We start from the raw sequence: 14,109 nt of genomic DNA, 5'->3' as shown, positions 1-14,109 counted from the left end.
CGGGCGTAGCCGCGGCCGCGCCCGGCTCGGGGGCGTCGGGCACCGTGTCCGCCTGCGCGGCCGAGTCCGGCGGTGCTGTCCCATGCGCAATCGTCGCGTCACCGCGGGCGAGCAGCCAAAAGACGATGCCGCCGACAACGGCGCCGGCCACAAGCGCCAGGAAGCCACCGGCGGACATTGCCCACAGGGCAATCGCAGCGGCCACGAGGCCGCAGGGCACCGCCACGGCAAGCGCGAAAATCGATCCGTTTGGTCGTTGGGTCATTGTTCAATACCTTTCCCTGTCGTGCCAGCCCGTCAGCCGGGCCCTGCGCGTGGTCGGCCGGCTGGCCGCCCACCTTGACGACAGACTAGGCACTGCAGCCCGTTTTGATAAGGGCCTTGACCCGGCGACCGGGACGATGCTGGCATTCGCGCCACGCAGGGCCGGGCAGCGCCTTATTTTTTGGCGAGTCTGCGGGCCTGTGTGACCCAGTCGTCGCGCTCGATCCGGCCCTTGAACCTGAGGCGGGCATCGACCCAGGCGATTTCGGCCGGGCCCCAGGCGGCGATCTGGTCGTAATGCCAGAAGCCCAGGTCGTTGAGCGTCGCCTCGAGCTTGGGGCCGACACCGGTGATCTTCTTGAGATCGTCGGCACTGCCCCCGCGCGGCGCGTCGAGCGTCTCGGGCGCGGATTCGGCGACCGCATCGGCCTGCTGCCCGGCCGGCACCGACTTGGAATCCGGCTTGGCCGGGGTCGCGGCGCGGGCCTCTTGCTTGGTGACACCGGTACGATCGGCGGGGCCAGTTGTCAGCTCGGCCTTGGTGTCGGACGCGGCGCGGTCCACGCCGCCATCGTTCAGCCAGGGCGTGAAGAGCGGCACCTCGGTGCCGTCGATCCGCTTGATCGTGTCCTCCTGCGCCAGGGCCAGGTCCACGCTGGCGTTGTGCCCATAGGCACCCGACTCGAAGTCCGTCAGCGATGTCAGGCCCTTGAGCGGCTCGGAGGCGAAGCGGCCGGTCTGCGGGCCGGGCGTCGGCACCTTGCCGGCGGCAAGCGCGTCAAGGATTTCGGAGAGGCGCTCGGCGGTCAGGTCCTCATAGTAGTCCTTGCCGATCTGGGCCATGGGCGCATTGGCGCAGGCGCCCAGGCACTCGACCTCTTCCCAGGAAAAGCGGCCATCCTCGGACAGGGTGTGCGGCTTGTCGGCGATCTTGTCGCGGCAGACGCCGACAAGGTCCTCGGCGCCGCAGATCATGCAGGACGTGGTGCCGCAGATCTGGATGTTGGCGACGCTGCCCACGGGCTTGAGCTGGAACATGAAGTAGAACGAGGCCACTTCGAGCGCCCGGATATGGGCCATGTCGAGCATCTCGGCCACATATTCGATGGCCGGGCGGGACAACCAGCCCTCTTGCTCCTGGGCGCGCCACAGCAGCGGGATGATCGCGCTGGCCTGGCGGCCCTCGGGATACTTGGTGATCTGCGCCTCGGCCCAGTCCTGGTTGGCGGGCGTGAAGGCAAAGCTATCGGGCTGTTCGTGGTGCGGACGACGGAGCATTGTCTTGGTGTCTTTCCTGGCTGGGCCACCCGCTACGGGCAGGCCTCGTTCGTCAGTTTGGCGGTGCCGTCTTCCTGAAGGATCAGCACGTCGGAGACGTAGAGCTGGGTGATCACCGCGTTCACGTCTTCGGGCGACAGGCCCGAGGCCTCCATCACGGCGTCGTCGTTCTCGACGGTGACGAGACAGCCGGCCGCTTCGATGGCGCGGGTCATGGCCGCCACATCCTCCGGGTCGGCCTCGCGGTCGGCTTCCTGCGCGAAGACGGGCGCGGCGGCCATCAGGACCATGGCGGCGGCAGCGCGGATCATCTGTCGACCTCGCCGAAGACGATGTCGAGCGAGCCGAGGATCGCCGAGACATCGGCCAGCTGGTAGCCCGTTCCGAGGTGATCCATGGATTGCAGATGCGCATAGCCGGGCGCGCGGATCTTGGCGCGGTAGGGCTTGTTGGTGCCATCCGACACCAGGTAGACGCCGAACTCGCCCTTGGGCGCCTCGACACTGGCATAGACATGCCCTTCGGGCACCCGGAACCCTTCGGTATAAAGCTTGAAGTGATGGATCAGCGCCTCCATCGAGGTCTTCATCTCGGAGCGCACCGGCGGGGTCAGCTTGCCGCGGGTCAGCACGTCGCCCTGGTTTTCCGGCGCGCGCAGCTTGGCGCAGGCCTGGCGCATGATATGGGCCGACTGGCGCATCTCTTCCATGCGGCACAGATAGCGATCGTAGCAGTCGCCGTTCTTGCCCACCGGAATCTGAAAGTCGAACTCGTCGTAGCATTCGTAGGGCTGGGCGCGGCGCAGATCCCAGGCCAGGCCCGAACCGCGCACCATGACACCGGAATAGGCCCAGTCCTGGATGTCCTGTTCCGAGACGATGCCAATATCCACGTTGCGCTGCTTGAAGATGCGGTTTTCCGTCAGCAACTCGCTGATGTCGTCCACCACCTTGGGAAAGTTTTCGGCCCAGGCGTCGATATCGTCGATCAGCTTGGGCGGCAGGTCCTGATGGACGCCACCGGGGCGGAAATAGGCCGCGTGAAGCCGTGCGCCGCAGGCCCGTTCGTAGAAGATCATCAGATCTTCGCGCGCCTCGAAGCCCCACAGCGGCGGGGTCAGGGCGCCGACGTCCAGCGCTTGAGTCGTCACGTTCAGCAAATGGTTCAGGATGCGGCCGATCTCGCAGTAGAGCACGCGGATCAGGCTGGCCCGGCGCGGAATCTCGACGCCGGTCAGCTTTTCGATGGCCAGGCACCAAGCGTGTTCCTGGTTCATCGTGCCGACGTAGTCGAGCCGGTCGAAATAGGGCAGGTTCTGAAGGTAGGTGCGGCTTTCCATCAGCTTCTCGGTGCCGCGATGCAGCAAGCCGATGTGGGGGTCCACACGCTCGACGATCTCGCCGTCAAGCTCCAGCACCATGCGCAAAACGCCGTGCGCCGCCGGGTGCTGAGGTCCGAAGTTGATGTTGAAATTGCGGATCTGCTGTTCGCCCGTCTGGGCGTCTTCAAAGCCTTTGGTGCCGTCCATCACGCGCGCCTTTCGTCAATCTGGTCCTTGAAGGCCATGACCCAGAGCAGGATCAGCGCCGCCAGAGGGAATATCGCGAGGATCGCGACCCAGTTGGGGATGCCGAAACGGGGCAGCAAGCGCCAGAAGGGCACCACGACCAGGGCCCCGATAACGACCATCATCAGGATGCCACCGCCACCCATGCCATAGAACCCCATCATTTCGCGGACTCCTCGGATTTTTCATCGCCGGGCAGCACGTACTCCGCACCCTCCCAGGGCGACATGAAATCGAACTGCCGGTATTCCTGCACCAGGTTGACCGGCTCGTAGACGACGCGCTTTTCGACCTCGTCATAGCGCACTTCCGTGTAGCCGGTGGTCGGGAAATCCTTGCGCAGGGGATGCCCGCGAAAGCCGTAGTCGGTCAAGATGCGGCGCAGATCCGGGTGGCCCGAAAAGAGGATGCCGAACATGTCGAAGACCTCGCGCTCGAACCAGTTGGCCGAGGGGTGCACATCGGTGATCGAGGCGACAACGTCCTCTTCGTGGATGGCCATGCGCAGGCGAACCCGCTGGTTCTGGTACATCGACAGGAAGTGATAGACCACGTCAAACCGCTTGGCCCGGCCGGGATGGTCCACCGCGGTGATGTCGATCAGCGTCGAGAACTTGCAGGTCGCGTCGGTCTTGAGGAACTCGACAAAGCCGGTGATGTTCGCCGGGGCCACGTCCACCGTCAGCTCGTCGCGGGTGATCTCCCAGCCGAGCACGCAGTCCTTGCGCTTGAGCTCGATATGGGTGCCAAGATCCTTGAGGGCTTCGGTCATAGGGGGCGCCTTTAGCGGGTGATTGTGCCGGTGCGGCGGATTTTGCGGGCCAGTTGCAGGATGCCGTAAAGCAGCGCCTCGGCCGTGGGCGGGCAGCCGGGCACGTAGATGTCGACGGGCACCACGCGGTCGCAGCCGCGCACCACGGAATAGCTGTAGTGATAATAGCCCCCGCCGTTGGCGCAGGACCCCATCGAGATGACATAGCGCGGCTCGGGCATCTGGTCGTAAACCTTACGCAGGGCCGGGGCCATTTTGTTGGTCAGGGTGCCGGCCACGATCATGACGTCGGACTGGCGCGGCGAGGCGCGCGGGGCGATCCCGAAGCGCTCGGCGTCGTAGCGTGGCATCGAGGAGTGCATCATTTCGACCGCGCAGCAGGCCAGCCCGAAGGTCATCCAGTGCAGCGAGCCGGTGCGCGCCCAATTGATCAGGTCCTCGGACGAGGCCACCAGGAACCCCTTGTCCTGCAACTGCTTGTTCAGATCCTGCGTCGCGACATCCGTGTCGGCACCGAGCGTCTCGGCGTCATAGGGGGCCTTGACCGAGGGCGCGGATTTCACGCGCGCCTCCTGCTGGCCGTCCCCCTGCACCTGAGTCACGAGCGGCTTGTCGTCGGTCACTCCCATTCTAGGGCCCCTTTCTTCCATTCGTAGGCAAAGCCCACCGTCAACACGACCAGGAACAGCATCATCGACCAGAAAGCCGCCATGCTGATATCCGCGAAGGCCACGGCCCAGGGAAACAGGAACGCCACCTCCAGATCGAAGATGATGAAGAGGATCGACACCAGGTAGAACCGGACGTCGAACTTCATGCGCGCATCGTCGAAGGCGTTGAAGCCGCATTCGTAGGCGCTGACCTTTTCCGGGTCGGGGTTGCGCACGGCCAGCACCACGGCGGCCAGGATCAGGACAAGACCAAGGCCTATGGCCAGGCCCAGGAAGACGACGATAGGCAGGTATTCCCTGAGAAACTCTTCCACGCAGCAGCTCCCTTCGGCGATGCAAGGCCGGCACGCTTGGCCATGGCCCGCTTGGATTGTCTCTCATCTATCCCTGTGACGGGGGGTGGTCAACGCCATCACCGGTGAAACCGGGTAAAGTTTACCGTGACCGTCGGGGCCTGCGCCGCCGGGTCGGGCCGCCGCGGCCATGCGGCGCTTTCCCGCGCCACGGGTTGATCACGTCCCGGAACGCCTAGCCATCGCCCCGGTCGGCATCCAGCACCGAGTATTTCCGGTAGCGGTGGCGATAGATGAAATTCGGCCGGTCGCCCTCGATCAGGTAGAAGATGATGCCCACGGACACGACCCCGTCGAACAGCAACAGCAGGTCGGGATCGGCGCCGACGTTGCGCACGAAGGCATAGAGGTTGAAGCCCGCCATCAGCAAGGCGATCACCACCGCCCAGGGCAGCCGCAGCCACAGACCCAGCCCCGCCAGCATCGGCAGCACCCCGCCCAGCAGGATCACACCCGGCGCATGGCCCGCCCCGGTGAAAAGCCACAGCTTGAGCAGGCCCACCGCCACGAGGTAGGCAGAGATCGCCTGCAACGCCGGGGTCAACTGGCCCTTGGGATGGGCGCGGGCGATTGCCGGGTCCACATGGACCCAGGGAATACCGGAATAGGCGTCGGGCCTTTCGTCGCCCGGGTTCGCGTTCCCGGCCTTTTTGTCCTGGGTCGTTTTGGGGTCAGTCATGAAGCAGCTCCTGTCAGCTGGTCGCACCAGGCGATGTCGCTTGGCACATAGGGCCGCGCGAGGCCAGCGTCGAGCAGCGCCTCCGAGACCGGCACGCCATCCGTCAAAAGGCCGCCCAGCGCGCGGCCATAGCGGTCGGTCCGGCCCGAGAGCGCCACCTCGATGCGGCCCGCACGGTAGAGCTGCCAGCGCAGGGTCAGGCTGGCGTGCAGCGCCAAGAGCCGTTCCTGCCAGCAGGCCCCGCGCAGTTCCGGCGTGTCGATATCGGCGAGCCGCAGGCGGGTCTGCGGCGCCTCGGCGCAGGCCATGGCGACGGTGTCACCGTCGATCACCCGCACGAATCGGCAGTCGTCCGACGCCTTCGCCCAACCGATCACATAGTCGGCCGCGACCGGGGCCGTGACGCTCAAGAGGACCAACGCCGCGATCCGGCCCACCGGCTGCCGGGTCCGCCCCGGGCCACGACAGCCGCGCATCCGCGGCATGAGATTGCGCCGCAGGACCATTACATCCGGACCACGCCGGCGCGGCCGCCCGTCGGCCCGAGGTTGCGCACCGCCCGTCGCAGCCGCGACGGCCCTGCCAGGGAGACGGTGCTCTGATCGTGCACGATAATCGAGACATCGGCCAGGGCGGACACATCGGCCCCGCCGGCAGTGTTACTGCCCTTGACGGCGGCGATCTGAGGGAGGCCCGCGGCGCTCATCTTCGGCTGGGCGTAGACGATGCGCCGGAATGGGTATGGTCAGGTAAGAGGTCTTTGGGGTTGGGAAGGGTCGCCCCGGCCTCGGCCGTGGTCCGCGCGCCCACATCCTCGCCCGGCTCGAAGTCAAGTGATGCGGTGAACATGCCGGGGCCTCGCGCGCTGCGGGTTTTCTTGAACATCCGGTCATTTCAACGCCGATGCGGGATCGGCGTCAATCATCTGCCGTCAGGCCGAAGGTCGACAGACCAAGGCGCCGGGCATTGGCGCGTTCCTGTGGCGTCAGCGGGTAGCGCGCCAGCATCTCCTTGTAGTGGTGATGCAGCCGCGCGCCCCAGTCCTGGCGCAGATGGGCCATGAGCCGTTCGTGCGCCTCGATCCAGGTCCGGCGGCTGTAGTCGTCGTCGATGGTGGGGCGGTGTTTCCCGAAGCGGCGGGGCCAGGTCTGCCGCGTCGTGGCCTCGGCCTCCTGCGCCATGGTCCGGGTAAGCGCGCAGAGCGTCTCGAAGAGCCAGTCCTCGGGGGCCTCCAGCGGCTCGGGAACCGATATCCCGGGATCGGGCTGCCCCAGCCGTGCCAGCGCCCGGCGCAGCGCCACCTGGGCCTCGGCCCCTGTCACTGGGCGGCGACGCCACGTTGCCAGACAGCGCCCACCTCGGCGCGGATGATCCGGGCGATCTGGGCGCAGTCGTCGGGGGTGAAGGTCAACGGCAGGCGCATGTCCAGGATGCCGCGCAGCACCCGGTCGCTTTGCGGCATGGGCTCGGCGGGGGCATAGCGCCAGCTGTCGTAGCGGCTGGTAAAGCCATGGGGTTCGGCGGCCCCGAACCACTTGAGTTCCACCCCGCGGCGGGCACAGCGGGCCAGAACCTCTTCGATGGCGGCCCCCGGCCAGTCCAGCAACAGGGCCTGGTAGGACGAGGCGACGAAGTGCTCGGCCCCGGGCCGGTCGATCCGGGTCAGGCCGGGGGTTTCGGCCAGGCCCGCGTCCAGCACCGCATAAAGCGCGTTCCAGCGGGCGCATTGCCGCTGCAGATCGGCCAGTTGCGGGCGCAGGATCGCCGCGCGCAGGTTGTCCATCCGGCCCGAGACATTGGGCGTGTCATACTTGATCTGCGCGAAGGCCGCGGCGGGCGGGGCCGCGCGGTGCCGCTCGAACAGCATGTAGGACCCCGACAGCAGGATCGCCCGGGCCATGGCCTCGGCATCATCCGAGACCAGCAGCCCGCCCTCGCCCGAGTTGATGTGCTTGTAGGTCTGTGTCGAGAAGCAGCCCATGCGCCCCCAGCGGCCTGTGGGCCGGCCATTCCACGACGCCCCCATGGTATGCGCGCAATCCTCGATCAGGGTCAGGCCATGGGCCGCGCACAGGGCCACCAGCCGGTCCATGTCGCAGATATGCCCGCGCATGTGCGACAGCATCAGCACATCCGCCTGACCGGCCTTGGTCGCGAGGTCGTCAAGGTCGATGACCAGCCCCTCGGTGACGCCCACGAAAACCGGCTGCGCGCCGACACTGGCGATGGCCCCGGGCACCGGGGCCAGCGTGAAGGCATTGGTCAAAACCCTGTCGCCCGGCCCGACCCCGCAGGCCCGCAGGGCCGTGGCCAGCGCGTAGCCGCCCGAGGCGACGGCCAGGCAGAAGTCCGCACCGACCGAGGCGGCGAATTCCTCTTCCAGCAGGGCGACCTCGGCCACCTCGCCCGGCGTGGTGTTATAGCGGTGTAGACGCCCGCGGCGCATGACCTCGACAGCGGCGGCGATCCCCGCCTCGGGGATCGGCTCTTGCTGGGTGAAGGTGCCTTCGAAGACTTCTTCCATGTCGCCTTTCCACGCCAGCGCGCTGTGCGCGCGTTTTCCGTGACGGGCAGGCGCGTCACGGCTCCGTCGCCGGCGCTAGCAAATCGCAACGACTGTGGAAAGCCAAGACCGCCCTGTCCCGGCTCAGCCCGACAGCAGCAGGCGCCACACCAGGTAATTCGGCGCGAAGCCCGCAAAGGCGACGCAGCCGACCTGCGCCCAGGCGACCATGCGCCCCATGACGCCCTTGCCCTGGCTGGCGGGATATAGCGAATAGGCCCCGGCCATGATGGCTTGGCCCGAGGCCTCGCGCTTGCGCTCGGTCCGCGCACGCTCGGACATCGCGCGCTCGAAGACCTCTTTTTGACGCGCCTTTTCGGCGGCCTGCCACTCTTGTCGGCTGATCTCTTGATTCATGGGTCTCAACTCTCCCTCTTGACCGATAATCCACCTAATCCTGCGCCGCATGAGGTCCAGCCGCCAAGCCGTTTTTCGCAGCGGCGTGCCCAGGTCAACCGGCGCGGCCCGCAGGGCGGACAACAGATCACCCGATCAACCGCAGCACCTCGCCCCCGAGCGCGTCGTACCCATCGATCAGCCCCTGCGCGCCCATCCCGCGCACCGACTCGCCATGGGGGCCGAAGGTCACGAGGATCACCGGCACCCCGGCCGCGCGGGCCGTCTCGCGGTCGGTCAGCGTATCCCCGATCAGGACCGAGCGCGCGGGCTGGCCCCCGGCCCGTTGCACGGCCGCCAAGTAGGGGGCCGCATCGGGTTTGCGCGTGGCCAGCGTATCGGCCCCGACGAGCGAGGCGAACAGGTGCCGCACGCGCAGGCTTGTCAGCAGCCGGTCGGCCAGGGCCTCGGGCTTGTTTGTGCAGACCCCCACCCGGCAATCGGCACCGCGCAGCGCCTCGACGGCCCCGGCCACGCCGGGGAACAGCCGCGAGTGCACGTCCAGCGCCGCGCCGTAATGGGCCAGAAAGCGCGGATACTGTTGGTCGACCGCCTCGGAGTCGTGGCCGCCGCTGCGGGTGAACCCCAGCGCCAGCATGGCCCGCCCGCCGCGCATCGCCGTGGCGGCATCCGCCACCGGGTCCAGCGGATCGCCCAGACCGAGATCGCGGAAACAGGCATTGGCCGCGGCCACCATGTCGCCGCTGGTGTCGGCCAGGGTGCCGTCGAGGTCGAATATCACTGTGCGGGTCATGGGCGGCTCCGGCAGGGTTTCGCCCTCTGTAACCTGCCGACACGCGATGTGAAGCCCCCCGGCTTGCCAAGCTGACTGTGGCCGGTAGAAGGGGCCTGAGGTCAAAGAGGTGGGCAGCATGGCGACGGCACTGGTTGTTCTGGCCGCGGGCAAGGGCACGCGGATGAAATCGGACCTTCCCAAGGTCCTGCACGAAGTCGCCGGTGCGCCGATGCTGGTCCATGCCCTGCGCGCGGGCGCGGCGATCGACCCCGCGCGCACCATCGTCGTCACCGGCCATGGCGCCGAGGCCGTCGCGGCAGCCGCCCGCGCCTGGGACCCGGCGGTGGAACTGGCCCATCAGGACGAGCAGCTGGGCACCGGCCACGCCGTCGATCAGTGCCGCGCGGCCCTGGCGGATTTCGAGGGCGACGTGATCGTGCTTTATGGCGACACCCCCTTCATCCAGCCCGAGACGCTAGCCGCCATGCAGGCGGCCCGTGCCACCCATGATCTGGTCGTCCTGGGCTTCGAGGCCGCCGATGCAGGCCGCTATGGCCGCTTGAAGATGTCCGGCCAATCCCTTGAGGCAATTGTCGAATTCAAGGACGCAGACGCGCAGGACAGGGCCATCACCCTGTGCAACTCCGGGGTCATTGCCGCCGATGCGGGCCGGCTGTTCTCGCTGCTCGAGGCGGTCGGAAACGACAATGCCAGCGGCGAATACTACCTGACCGACGTGGTCGGGCTGGCGCGGGCGCGCGGGCTGGCGGCAACAGTCGTGACCTGCGACGAGGCCGAGACCCTGGGCGTCGATTCCCGCGCCGCGCTGGTCCGCGCCAATGCCATCTACCAGGACCGGGCCCGTGCCGACCTGATCGAGGCGGGCGCGACCCTGCTGGCCCCCGAGACCGTGCACCTGAGCTTTGACACCCTGATCGGCCCCGACACCGTGATCGAACCCAACGTGGTCTTCGGCCCCAACGTGACCATCGAGAACGGCGCCAGTATCCGCGCCTTCAGCCACCTGGAAGGCTGCCATGTCGCCCGTGGCGCGGTGGTCGGCCCCTATGCAAGGCTGCGCCCCGGGGCGGAACTGGCCGAGGACACCCGCATCGGCAATTTCGTCGAGATCAAGAATGCGCAAATCCATGCCGGCGCCAAGGTGAACCACCTTTCCTACATCGGTGATGCCGACCTGGGCGAGAACACCAACGTCGGCGCGGGCACGGTGACCTGCAATTACGACGGGGTCTTCAAGCACCGCACGACCGTGGGGCGCAACGTCTTCCTCGGCTCGGACACCATGCTGGTCGCGCCGGTCACGCTGGGCGACGAGTCCATGACCGCCTCCGGCACGGTGGTCACCCAGGATGTGCCCGAGGGGGCGCTGGCCCTGGGCCGCGCACGGCAGGTCAACAAACCGGGCCTCGCGCGCCGGATGTTCGAAAAGTTAAAGTCCCAAAAGGCCAAACGCGATAGGGATCACGAATAATGTGTGGAATTGTAGGTGTGCTGGGCAAGCACGAAGCGGCACCGATCCTCGTGGACGCCCTCCAGCGGCTGGAATACCGCGGCTATGACAGCGCCGGGATCGCGACCGTGGATCGCGGCACGCTAGACCGGCGCCGGGCCGTGGGCAAGCTGGTCAACCTGCAAGACCTGCTGGTGCATGATCCGCTCACAGGCAAATCCGGGATCGGCCATACCCGCTGGGCCACCCATGGCGCCCCAACCCTGACCAACACCCACCCCCATGGCGCCGGGCGTGTCGCTGTGGTCCACAATGGCATCATCGAGAATTTCCGCACCCTGCGCAGCGAGCTGGGCGGGATCGGCATCGACCACGAGACCGAGACCGACACCGAGACGGTGGCGCTGCTGACCCGGCACCACCTTGATCAGGGGATGGACCCGCGCGCCGCCGCCGAGGCCACGATCGCACGGCTGGAAGGCGCCTATGCGCTGTGCTTTCTCTTCGAGGGGGACGAGGATTTGCTGATCGCCGCGCGCAAGGGCAGCCCGCTGGCCATCGGCCACGGCGAGGGCGAGATGTTCGTGGGCTCCGACGCCATTGCCCTGGCGCCCATGACCGACCGGATCACCTATCTCGAAGAAGGCGACCTCGCGGTTCTCACCCGCGACAGTCTGGAGGTGCGCGACAGCGCCGGACACCTGGCCAACCGCCCCGTCAAGACGATCCAGCGCGATGCCGCGCTGGTCGACAAGGGCGGGCACAGGCACTTCATGGCCAAGGAAATCGCCGAGCAGCCCACCGTACTGACCTCGGCGCTGAACTATTACCTAGACGACGACGCCATCACCCTGCCCGAGCCGGGCCTCGATTTCACCGGCGTCCAACGTCTGACCATGGTCGCCTGCGGCACCGCCTACCTGGCCTGCCTGACGGCCAAATACTGGGTCGAGCAACTGGCCGGCATCCCGGTCGAGGTCGACGTGGCCTCGGAGTTCCGCTATCGCGAGCCGCCCGTCGGCGCCGGGACCGTGGCGCTTTTCGTCAGCCAGTCGGGCGAGACCGCCGATACCCTCGCCGCGCTGCGCTATTGCGCGGGCAAGGCCGACCGCATCGTCTCGATCGTGAATGTCGCCGAAAGCTCGATCGCCCGGGAAAGCGACCTGGCCCTGCCGATCCTGGCCGGGGCCGAGATCGGCGTCGCCTCGACCAAGGCCTTCACCTGCCAGCTGACGGTGCTCGCCGCGCTGGCCCTCAAGGCGGCGCAGGACAAGGGGCGCTTCGACACGGCCGGGCTGGCGGCGCGGATCGCCGACCTGCGCGGGCTGCCGGGGCTGATGAACATCGCCCTGGGCCAGGAAGAGAAGACGCAGCACCTGGCCCGCCAACTGGCCGAGGCACGCGACATCCTGTTCCTTGGGCGCGGGCCGATGTATGCCCTGGCCCAGGAAGGCGCGTTGAAGCTTAAGGAAATCAGCTACATACATGCCGAAGCTTATGCATCAGGCGAACTCAAGCACGGCCCCATCGCGCTGGTGGACAAGACTGTGCCCGTCATCGTCATGGCGCCCCGCGACGCGCTTTTCGACAAGACCATCTCCAACATGCAGGAGGTCATGGCCCGCGGCGGCAAGGTGCTGTTGATCACCGACCGCGAGGGCGCCGAGATCGCCGGCGACGGGGTCTGGGATACCCTGATCCTGCCCGCCGCGGAGTCCCTGATCGCGCCCATCCTCTATGCGGTGCCGGCCCAGCAACTGGCCTATTTCACCGCCGTGGCGCGCGGCACCGACGTGGACCAGCCGCGCAACCTCGCCAAATCTGTTACCGTGGAATGATGCCATGCCCGACCTGACCCCCCAGATCAACCTGCTGGCCGAGCGCGTCCATGCCATGCGCGGCGACGGCCGCCGCCTGCTGGTGGCCATCGCCGGGGCGCCGGGCAGCGGCAAGTCCACCCTGGCCGAGGAACTGGCCCGGCGGCTGAATGCGCAGAAATGCGCCACGCGGGTGGTGCCCATGGACGGCTTCCACCTCGACAACGCGGTGCTGAGCGAGCGGGGCCTGCTGGGGCGCAAGGGCGCGCCCGAGACCTTCGACAGCGCCGGGTTCCTGCACCTTGTGCAGCGCCTGCGCGAGCGCACCGAAGTCATCGCCCCGGTCTTCGACCGCAACCGGGACCTGGCCATCGCCGGCGCCCAGGTCATCCCCGCCGAGGCCGAGGTGGTTCTGGTCGAGGGCAATTATCTGCTGTTCGACGCCGCCCCCTGGTTCAACCTCGCGCCGATCTGGTCGCTTTCGGTGCGGCTGGACGTGCCCCTGGAAGACCTGCGTGCGCGGCTGATCCAGCGCTGGCTCAAGCTTGGCCATACCCGCGTCGCCGCCACCCGCCGCGCCGAGGCGAACGACATTCCCAATGCCGAGGCCGTCGTGGCCCAGGCCCTGCACGCCGATATCGTGCTGACCCCGCAGGGCCCATTGGCCGAGGGGCCATAGCGACTCGGGGCCTGACCGCATATGGTGGCGGGAAATGACCATGACACCAGATATTGCAGATGATTCGGCCGGGGCGTTTCTCGGGGTCACGGCGTCGCTGACCGGGCGGCGCTGGGTCGGCCCGGGCGTCGAGGCCGACCGCCTCGCCCAGGGCCTTTCTCAGGAAACCGCCCTGCCCCTGCCACTGTGCCGAATCCTGGTGGCACGCGGGGTAGCGGCGGCTGAGGCCGCGGCCTTTCTCGCCCCAACGTTGCGCGATCTGCTGCCTGATCCGCGCGGCCTGCGCGACATGGAAAAGGCCGCGGCGCGGCTGGTGCAGGCCCTCGACACGGGCGAGCGCATCGCCATCTTCGCCGACTACGACGTGGATGGCGGCGCGTCGGCGGCGCTGTTGCTGTGCTGGCTGCGCGATCTCGGGCTTGGGGCGACGCTCTATGTGCCTGACCGCATCGACGAGGGTTATGGCCCCAACGTGCCCGCCATGCAGGCGCTCGCCCGCGCCCACGACCTGATTATCTGCGTCGATTGCGGCACCCTGTCCCATGACGCCATCGCCGCGGCCGAGGGCGCGGATGTGCTGGTGCTCGATCATCACCTGGGCGGCGAGACCCCGCCCCCCGCGCTGGCCGTGGTGAACCCCAACCGGCAGGACGAGGATGGCGGGCTGGGGCACCTTTGCGCGGCCGCCGTGGTCTTCCTGCTGCTGGTCGACGTGACCCGCCAGCGCCGCGCCGCCGGGCAGAGCGGCCCCGATCTCATGGCGCTGCTGGATCTGGTGGCGCTGGCCACCGTGGCCGACGTGGCGCCCCTGCAGGGCGTCAACCGAGCCTTCGTGCGCCAGGGGCTGACGGTCATGGCCCGGC

At 67.7% G+C, this 14,109-nt stretch carries 19 protein-coding genes; 4 read left to right on the top strand and 15 right to left on the bottom strand.

Annotated elements, in window-relative coordinates; translation table 11 throughout:
- From ACH107_RS23530 to ACH107_RS23460, 15 genes are all read right to left on the bottom strand, one after another.
- The coding region (locus ACH107_RS23530; RefSeq protein WP_412507916.1) for a hypothetical protein at positions 1-265 on the bottom strand (265 nt) is incomplete at its 3' end.
- 173 nt (positions 266-438) lie between these two features.
- Positions 439-1,542, bottom strand: a complete 1,104-nt coding sequence (locus tag ACH107_RS23525) for an NADH-quinone oxidoreductase subunit E (RefSeq protein ID WP_412507915.1) — start codon at positions 1,540-1,542, stop codon at positions 439-441.
- Between the two features lie 32 nt (positions 1,543-1,574).
- Entirely contained in the window at positions 1,575-1,853 is a 279-nt protein-coding gene (locus tag ACH107_RS23520) for a hypothetical protein (RefSeq protein ID WP_310691881.1), read from the bottom strand.
- Positions 1,850-3,070: an NADH-quinone oxidoreductase subunit D gene (locus ACH107_RS23515; RefSeq protein ID WP_310691882.1), complete on the bottom strand. Its 1,221-nt coding sequence runs from the start codon at positions 3,068-3,070 to the stop codon at positions 1,850-1,852. The genes ACH107_RS23520 and ACH107_RS23515 overlap by 4 nt, the downstream gene beginning before the upstream one ends.
- Complete coding sequence (locus ACH107_RS23510) at positions 3,070-3,273, bottom strand: hypothetical protein (protein WP_310691883.1); 204 nt, start codon at positions 3,271-3,273, stop codon at positions 3,070-3,072. Before ACH107_RS23510 ends, ACH107_RS23515 begins: the two co-directional genes overlap by 1 nt.
- Positions 3,270-3,881, bottom strand: a complete 612-nt coding sequence (locus ACH107_RS23505; protein WP_412507913.1) for an NADH-quinone oxidoreductase subunit C — start codon at positions 3,879-3,881, stop codon at positions 3,270-3,272. Before ACH107_RS23505 ends, ACH107_RS23510 begins: the two co-directional genes overlap by 4 nt.
- An 11-nt stretch (positions 3,882-3,892) precedes the next feature.
- A complete protein-coding gene (locus ACH107_RS23500; RefSeq protein WP_310691885.1) occupies positions 3,893-4,510 on the bottom strand; it encodes an NADH-quinone oxidoreductase subunit B family protein in 618 nt (205 codons plus the stop codon).
- Positions 4,501-4,866, bottom strand: a complete 366-nt coding sequence (locus ACH107_RS23495; protein ID WP_310691886.1) for an NADH-quinone oxidoreductase subunit A — start codon at positions 4,864-4,866, stop codon at positions 4,501-4,503. The genes ACH107_RS23500 and ACH107_RS23495 overlap by 10 nt, the downstream gene beginning before the upstream one ends.
- Before the next feature lie 214 nt (positions 4,867-5,080).
- Positions 5,081-5,584, bottom strand: a complete 504-nt coding sequence (locus ACH107_RS23490; RefSeq protein WP_412507912.1) for a hypothetical protein — start codon at positions 5,582-5,584, stop codon at positions 5,081-5,083.
- Positions 5,581-6,069, bottom strand: a complete 489-nt coding sequence (locus tag ACH107_RS23485; protein ID WP_412507910.1) for a thermonuclease family protein — start codon at positions 6,067-6,069, stop codon at positions 5,581-5,583. Before ACH107_RS23485 ends, ACH107_RS23490 begins: the two co-directional genes overlap by 4 nt.
- Before the next feature lie 20 nt (positions 6,070-6,089).
- On the bottom strand, positions 6,090-6,290 hold the full coding sequence (locus tag ACH107_RS23480; RefSeq protein WP_310691890.1) for a carboxyl transferase domain-containing protein: 201 nt from the start codon (positions 6,288-6,290) through the stop codon (positions 6,090-6,092).
- A gap of 211 nt (positions 6,291-6,501) precedes the next feature.
- Positions 6,502-6,906, bottom strand: coding sequence for a hypothetical protein (locus ACH107_RS23475; RefSeq protein ID WP_412507908.1), 405 nt, complete (start codon positions 6,904-6,906; stop codon positions 6,502-6,504).
- Positions 6,903-8,108, bottom strand: a complete 1,206-nt coding sequence (locus tag ACH107_RS23470; protein WP_412507907.1) for a DegT/DnrJ/EryC1/StrS family aminotransferase — start codon at positions 8,106-8,108, stop codon at positions 6,903-6,905. The genes ACH107_RS23475 and ACH107_RS23470 overlap by 4 nt, the downstream gene beginning before the upstream one ends.
- Positions 8,109-8,231: 123 nt before the next feature.
- Positions 8,232-8,504, bottom strand: coding sequence for a hypothetical protein (locus ACH107_RS23465; RefSeq protein WP_412507905.1), 273 nt, complete (start codon positions 8,502-8,504; stop codon positions 8,232-8,234).
- A 127-nt stretch (positions 8,505-8,631) separates the two neighbouring features.
- Positions 8,632-9,297: an HAD-IA family hydrolase gene (locus ACH107_RS23460; protein ID WP_412507904.1), complete on the bottom strand. Its 666-nt coding sequence runs from the start codon at positions 9,295-9,297 to the stop codon at positions 8,632-8,634.
- Positions 9,298-9,415: 118 nt separating this feature from the next.
- Between ACH107_RS23460 and glmU the strand changes: the two genes are divergently transcribed.
- The 4 genes from glmU to ACH107_RS23440 all read left to right on the top strand — a co-directional run.
- Complete coding sequence (glmU, locus tag ACH107_RS23455; RefSeq protein WP_412507903.1) at positions 9,416-10,771, top strand: bifunctional UDP-N-acetylglucosamine diphosphorylase/glucosamine-1-phosphate N-acetyltransferase GlmU; 1,356 nt, start codon at positions 9,416-9,418, stop codon at positions 10,769-10,771.
- Positions 10,771-12,588, top strand: a complete 1,818-nt coding sequence (gene glmS / locus ACH107_RS23450) for a glutamine--fructose-6-phosphate transaminase (isomerizing) (protein WP_412507902.1) — start codon at positions 10,771-10,773, stop codon at positions 12,586-12,588. The genes glmU and glmS overlap by 1 nt, the downstream gene beginning before the upstream one ends.
- A gap of 4 nt (positions 12,589-12,592) precedes the next feature.
- A complete protein-coding gene (locus tag ACH107_RS23445) occupies positions 12,593-13,246 on the top strand; it encodes a nucleoside/nucleotide kinase family protein (RefSeq protein WP_310691897.1) in 654 nt (217 codons plus the stop codon).
- Positions 13,247-13,280: 34 nt separating this feature from the next.
- A partial coding sequence (locus tag ACH107_RS23440) for a DHH family phosphoesterase (protein WP_412507901.1) occupies positions 13,281-14,109 on the top strand: 829 nt, incomplete at its 3' end.

The sequence above is a fragment of the Roseovarius halophilus (ex Wu et al. 2025) genome (genome assembly GCF_047086965.1).
The sequence above is the reverse complement of the archived record's forward strand: the minus strand, read 5'-3'. Positions and strand labels throughout refer to the sequence as shown.

Bases quoted from the DNA above. Each gene is read 5' to 3' on its own strand.
- ACH107_RS23520 (WP_310691881.1), bottom strand. From the start codon at position 1,853: ATGATCCGCGCTGCCGCCGCCATGGTCCTGATGGCCGCCGCGCCCGTC.
- ACH107_RS23490 (WP_412507912.1), bottom strand. From the start codon at position 5,584: ATGACTGACCCCAAAACGACCCAGGACAAAAAGGCCGGGAACGCGAAC.
- ACH107_RS23510 (WP_310691883.1), bottom strand. From the start codon at position 3,273: ATGATGGGGTTCTATGGCATGGGTGGCGGTGGCATCCTGATGATGGTC.
- ACH107_RS23480 (WP_310691890.1), bottom strand. From the start codon at position 6,290: ATGAGCGCCGCGGGCCTCCCTCAGATCGCCGCCGTCAAGGGCAGTAAC.
- ACH107_RS23470 (WP_412507907.1), bottom strand. From the start codon at position 8,108: ATGGAAGAAGTCTTCGAAGGCACCTTCACCCAGCAAGAGCCGATCCCC.
- ACH107_RS23445 (WP_310691897.1), top strand. From the start codon at position 12,593: ATGCCCGACCTGACCCCCCAGATCAACCTGCTGGCCGAGCGCGTCCAT.
- ACH107_RS23515 (WP_310691882.1), bottom strand. From the start codon at position 3,070: ATGGACGGCACCAAAGGCTTTGAAGACGCCCAGACGGGCGAACAGCAG.
- glmU (WP_412507903.1), top strand. From the start codon at position 9,416: ATGGCGACGGCACTGGTTGTTCTGGCCGCGGGCAAGGGCACGCGGATG.
- glmS (WP_412507902.1), top strand. From the start codon at position 10,771: ATGTGTGGAATTGTAGGTGTGCTGGGCAAGCACGAAGCGGCACCGATC.
- ACH107_RS23460 (WP_412507904.1), bottom strand. From the start codon at position 9,297: ATGACCCGCACAGTGATATTCGACCTCGACGGCACCCTGGCCGACACC.
- ACH107_RS23500 (WP_310691885.1), bottom strand. From the start codon at position 4,510: ATGGGAGTGACCGACGACAAGCCGCTCGTGACTCAGGTGCAGGGGGAC.
- ACH107_RS23525 (WP_412507915.1), bottom strand. From the start codon at position 1,542: ATGCTCCGTCGTCCGCACCACGAACAGCCCGATAGCTTTGCCTTCACG.
- ACH107_RS23465 (WP_412507905.1), bottom strand. From the start codon at position 8,504: ATGAATCAAGAGATCAGCCGACAAGAGTGGCAGGCCGCCGAAAAGGCG.
- ACH107_RS23485 (WP_412507910.1), bottom strand. From the start codon at position 6,069: ATGCCGCGGATGCGCGGCTGTCGTGGCCCGGGGCGGACCCGGCAGCCG.
- ACH107_RS23505 (WP_412507913.1), bottom strand. From the start codon at position 3,881: ATGACCGAAGCCCTCAAGGATCTTGGCACCCATATCGAGCTCAAGCGC.